At 43.3% G+C, this 4,129-nt stretch carries 4 protein-coding genes; 1 reads left to right on the top strand and 3 read right to left on the bottom strand.

Features of this window, described 5'->3' with window-relative positions:
- Positions 1–254 precede the first annotated feature (254 nt).
- From radA to ABFX15_RS04155, 3 genes are all read right to left on the bottom strand, one after another.
- Positions 255–1,625, bottom strand: coding sequence for a DNA repair protein RadA (gene radA / locus ABFX15_RS04145; protein ID WP_346024238.1), 1,371 nt, complete (start codon positions 1,623–1,625; stop codon positions 255–257).
- Between the two features lie 24 nt (positions 1,626–1,649).
- Positions 1,650–2,144 carry a dCTP deaminase/dUTPase family protein gene (locus ABFX15_RS04150; RefSeq protein WP_346024239.1) on the bottom strand — a complete coding sequence of 165 codons (495 nt, stop codon included), beginning with the start codon at positions 2,142–2,144 and terminating at the stop codon, positions 1,650–1,652.
- 210 nt (positions 2,145–2,354) lie between these two features.
- Positions 2,355–3,461 (bottom strand): ABC transporter ATP-binding protein, encoded by a 1,107-nt coding sequence (locus ABFX15_RS04155; RefSeq protein WP_346024240.1) that lies wholly within the window; start codon positions 3,459–3,461, stop codon positions 2,355–2,357.
- Positions 3,462–3,805: 344 nt separating this feature from the next.
- Here ABFX15_RS04155 and ABFX15_RS04160 point away from each other — a divergent pair, with 344 nt between their 5' ends.
- Positions 3,806–4,009, top strand: coding sequence for an SDR family NAD(P)-dependent oxidoreductase (locus ABFX15_RS04160; protein ID WP_346024241.1), 204 nt, complete (start codon positions 3,806–3,808; stop codon positions 4,007–4,009).
- Positions 4,010–4,129: the final 120 nt, after the last annotated feature.

A 4,129-nucleotide genomic window follows, 5' to 3' on the forward strand; every position in this document is an offset into this window, starting at 1 on the left:
AAAAACTTCAAAAAAACGAAGTTTTTTAAACATGCCTTCTTATACTTCTCGTTGCTTTACTGGATCTGTTATAAAGCTGTATAATCCAGACAATGATTGGATTATATTACCTTCATCGACAGAAATCATCATACGAGCAACGAGAAATTTGGGAAACATAATTTTTCATAGATTATTGGGAGTTACCTTTATTTTGTCTATTAGTCTAGTATAACAGCTGATCAGCTGAAACTGACGCATGGCGCTTTTTCAATTTAAGAAAAAGCGCGTCTGATTGCATCAGCAAGTGTCGTACATCCTATAATTTCTATATTTTCAGGGAAGTCCCAGCCGTCCATATTGTTTTTCGGTAGAAAAACCCGTTTGAATCCAAGCTTGGCAGCCTCATTCACCCGCTGATCAATTTTAGAGACGCGACGGATTTCTCCGGTCAGCCCAATTTCTCCAATGAAGCAGTCGGTCGGACGCGTCTCTTTTTCCTTGTAGCTTGAAGCAATACTGATGGCAATGGACAGATCGATTGCCGGTTCGTCCAGTTTAACGCCACCTGCCGCTTTAAGGTAGGCATCCTGATTCTGAAGAAGCAGACCTGCACGCTTTTCCAGTACAGCCATGATCAGCGACACACGTGAATAATCCAGCCCGCTTGCCGTTCGTTTAGCATTACCGAATACTGTCGGAGAAATCAGAGACTGAATCTCGACCAGGATCGGCCGGGTCCCTTCCATCGCAGCAACGACAGCTGACCCAGTTGCTCCGGACAGTCTTTCTTCCAGGAAGAGCTGGGAAGGATTGAGCACTTCTTCCAGTCCGCCATTTTTCATTTCAAAGATTCCTATCTCATTGGTCGAGCCGAAACGGTTCTTGACAGCACGTAAGATACGGAAGGTGTGATGCCGTTCGCCTTCAAAGTAAAGCACCGTATCCACCATATGCTCGAGCATACGTGGACCGGCGATCGCCCCTTCCTTGGTCACGTGTCCGACAATGAAAATCGCAATGTCATTCATCTTGGCGATCTGCATTAAAGTCGACGTCGACTCCCTGACCTGTGACACACTTCCGGACGCACTGTCGATTCCGGCATGATGCATGGTCTGGATCGAGTCAATGACCACATAATCCGGCTTCAATTCTTCAATCGTCTCCTGAATGGCACTGACTTCCGTTTCAGCATACAGATAAAAGTCGGAACCTCGCAGCTCGAGCCGTTCAGCCCGCATCTTAATCTGAGAGGCACTTTCCTCTCCTGATACATACAGGACCTTTCCGCCATTCTGGTTCAACTGAGCAGAAACCTGAAGCAGCAAAGTCGATTTTCCGATTCCCGGATCTCCACCGATCAGCACGAGCGATCCTGGAACGACTCCTCCGCCTAAGACTCTGTTGAATTCTGTCAGGTCAGTCTTGACCCGTTCTTCCTTTTCGATTGTAATGTCAGTGATCGGCTCAGCCTTGGAAGTTTTTCCACTGATCGTCACTCTGCTTCGGCTGTCAGTCTTATCCGGCAGCTTCTCTTCGACCATCTGATTCCATGAGCCGCAGCTGGGACACTTCCCTAGATACTTGGGTGATTCATATCCGCAGTTCTGACATACAAATACCGTTGCTTTCTTCTTTGCCAATCTATTAACTCCTTCAGCCTGAAATTATCTTCCGCTTGATCCAAATCCGCCTGTACGTACTGAAAAGTCATCTGTTTCCTGATCTGCTGTTTCGTATTGAGTGAAAATCCCCTGAGCAATTCGTTCACCTTTTTTGATCTCTACATCTTCAAGGCCATAATTAATGATCTGAACAAAAATTTCGCCCTCATTGCCGTCGTTATTGTAATAGTCCGAATCGATGACCCCAATGCCATTAGGTACAGCCAGCTGCCGCTTCATCGGATTGCTCGAGCGGTTCGCCAGAAGCAGGTACTCATTTTCAGGCATATACGCCTTGACACCTGTCGGAATAAGTGTGGAACCAACCGGGTTTCCTTCAAAATTCCCTGCCTGCATAGCCTTAAATACTGACGGAATGACAATATCCTGAGAAGCCGTCAAATCATACCCTGCAGATCCTTTTGTTGCCCGTTTAGGCAGACTCAGTCCCTGATCTTTATACTTATCTACAATTTCAAATCCTCTAATCCTAGTCATAATATCTCCTGTTTCTTCAATTAAACTGAAACAGATTGCTGACCCCTTTCCATACCTTCAGTTGATAGTGTAATAAGTCTATTTTACACTAAACTTGCTGCTTTATAAACGACCAGTTTATATACTAAAAAAAACCTCTCTGATTACACATTATATGTAATTCAGAGAGGAAAAAAGGGGGCGTATTTAGTTGACCAACCTTACCTCGTCTTAACGGATAACGTTAGTAGTTTCTGGATCGAAGAAGTGTGATTTACCCATATCGAAGGCCAAGTCCACATTCTCACCAGGTCTGTGGTAGTCACGAGCATCAACTCGAGCGATAAACTCAAGAGAGCCGACTTGTGAGTAAAGCATTGTTTCAGCACCTAGAAGCTCAGAAACAGTTACTTTAGATGTTACAACTGTTCCAGGAGAAGCATCCAGTGCAACCTGCTCACTCTTGATGTCTTCAGGACGGATACCAAATACAAGTTTAGCTCCATCTTTGTATCCTTTATCGCTAAGAGTTTTCAGTTTCCCTTGAGGCACTTCGACGGTTAATCCGTCTCCGTTGGAAATTTTGTTCCCTTGAAGAGTGACATCAAAGAAGTTCATCGCAGGAGATCCAATAAACCCACCAACGAAAATGTTAACAGGGGTGTCATATACTTCTTTAGGTGTTCCGATTTGCTGGATGAATCCGTCTTTCAGGATAACGATGCGGTCAGCCATTGTCATCGCTTCAGTCTGGTCATGTGTAACGTAGATTGAAGTTGTGTTCAGACGCTGGTGAAGTTTTGCAATTTCAGCACGCATGGCTACACGCAGCTTAGCATCCAAGTTTGACAGAGGTTCATCCATCAGGAATACTTTAGCATCACGAACGATCGCACGTCCTAGAGCTACACGCTGACGCTGTCCACCAGATAGTGCAGCTGGTTTACGGTCTAGAAAATCAGTCAGCCCTAATATGCTTGCCGCATTTTCCACACGGTCTTTAATCTCATCTTTTTTATATTTACGTAGTTTAAGACCAAATGCCATATTGTCAAATACAGTCATGTGCGGGTACAGCGCGTAGTTCTGGAACACCATCGCGATGTCACGGTCTTTAGGTGCGACATCATTCATCATCGTGTCGCCGATCCAAAGTTCTCCGTCAGTGATTTCTTCAAGTCCTGCGATCATACGAAGTGTAGTGGATTTACCACAACCAGAAGGTCCAACGAATACGATAAATTCGCGGTCTTTAACTCTCATATCAAAATCAGATACCGCAAAATCATCTGAGTTGTCGTAACGTTTATAAATATTCTTCATTGCCATTTCTACCATAGGTAATCACCTTTCCTGTTTAAGATTATATTGATTCTCAGTAAGAATGAATCAAATTCATTGATTAGTTGACAATACCTATTGTAATGGAAACGTTTTTCTCCCACTATGTAAACGTGCACAAAATCAGTGTAAGCGTTTTGTGCACAGTGACTAAATGACAGGGAACTAGCATTTCAAAATGATGGGAGGTATTGTTCTAAAGTAATTCAATCGTATCTATTATTCATCATTTTCTGAACTTTCCTTGATACATTAATAATGTAAGCACTTTCTCTTGATTATGTATTCAGGTATAGTATAATGAGTTTGTGAAATAAAATACGAATAAGGATGTGTGTTGGATGTTCGATTTAAAAGGCAAGGTGGCAGTCATTACGGGTGGCGCATCAGGAATCGGTCTGGCTACAGTAGAAGCGTTCCTTGATAAAGGCGCTAAAGTTGTATTGAGTGATTATAATGCAGTAGATGGTCAGAAACATGCTGACCGGTTGAGTGTAGAAAAGCATTCTATACCGATAAAAAAGAGGCGAAAAAAGGCAATGTGATCCAGCAGACGTGAATACACTGCTGGATCACATTGCCTTTTTTTCTTGCCAAATGTCTCCAGCAAAGGTAAAATAAGGAAACGTATACAAATCTGACAGAAAGAAAGAGAGAAAAGGCGA

The sequence above is a fragment of the Alkalibacterium indicireducens genome (assembly GCF_039522005.1).
In the GTDB taxonomy this organism is placed as follows: Bacteria; Bacillota; Bacilli; order Lactobacillales; family Carnobacteriaceae_A; genus Alkalibacterium; species Alkalibacterium indicireducens.

Bases quoted from the DNA above. Each gene is read 5' to 3' on its own strand.
- ABFX15_RS04160 (WP_346024241.1), top strand. From the start codon at position 3,806: ATGTTCGATTTAAAAGGCAAGGTGGCAGTCATTACGGGTGGCGCATCA.
- ABFX15_RS04155 (WP_346024240.1), bottom strand. From the start codon at position 3,461: ATGGTAGAAATGGCAATGAAGAATATTTATAAACGTTACGACAACTCA.
- ABFX15_RS04150 (WP_346024239.1), bottom strand. From the start codon at position 2,144: ATGACTAGGATTAGAGGATTTGAAATTGTAGATAAGTATAAAGATCAG.